The 324-nt window shown below is 66.4% G+C and carries 1 protein-coding gene; it reads left to right on the top strand.

What is annotated here, in order from left to right:
• On the top strand, positions 1 to 324 hold a 324-nt coding region (locus ABGA94_RS20685; RefSeq protein WP_375368005.1), incomplete at both ends, for a diguanylate cyclase domain-containing protein.

Here is a 324-nt window from a genome sequence, read left to right as displayed (position 1 = left end):
ACAGGTGCAGCCCACCGCCAACACCACGGTGGAGGTCAGCTGTCCGGATGCGGGCGGCTGGCGCCTGTTCGTGCCGGTAAAGGTGCGGCGCAACCAGACCGTACTGGTGCTCAACCGCCGCTTCCTGCCTACCGTGCTGCGCAGGGAGATCGAGCTGGCCACGCGCAACCGCACGCCGTTCTCGCTGCTGCTGCTCGACCTGGATCACTTCAAGGCGTTCTACGAAAAAGAGCCCGGCCAGGTGCCGGAGACCTACACCATGAGCCACATCGCCGGTGGCTACGTGTTCGACCGCAAGGGCCGCCTGCGCCTGTTCGCGCCGTA

This window comes from Stenotrophomonas sp. 3diitr2024, from assembly GCF_042136455.1.
GTDB classification, from domain to species: domain Bacteria; phylum Pseudomonadota; class Gammaproteobacteria; order Xanthomonadales; family Xanthomonadaceae; genus Stenotrophomonas; species Stenotrophomonas sepilia.
Note: the sequence above shows the minus strand (reverse complement) of the source record. Positions and strands in the feature narration are given on the sequence as shown.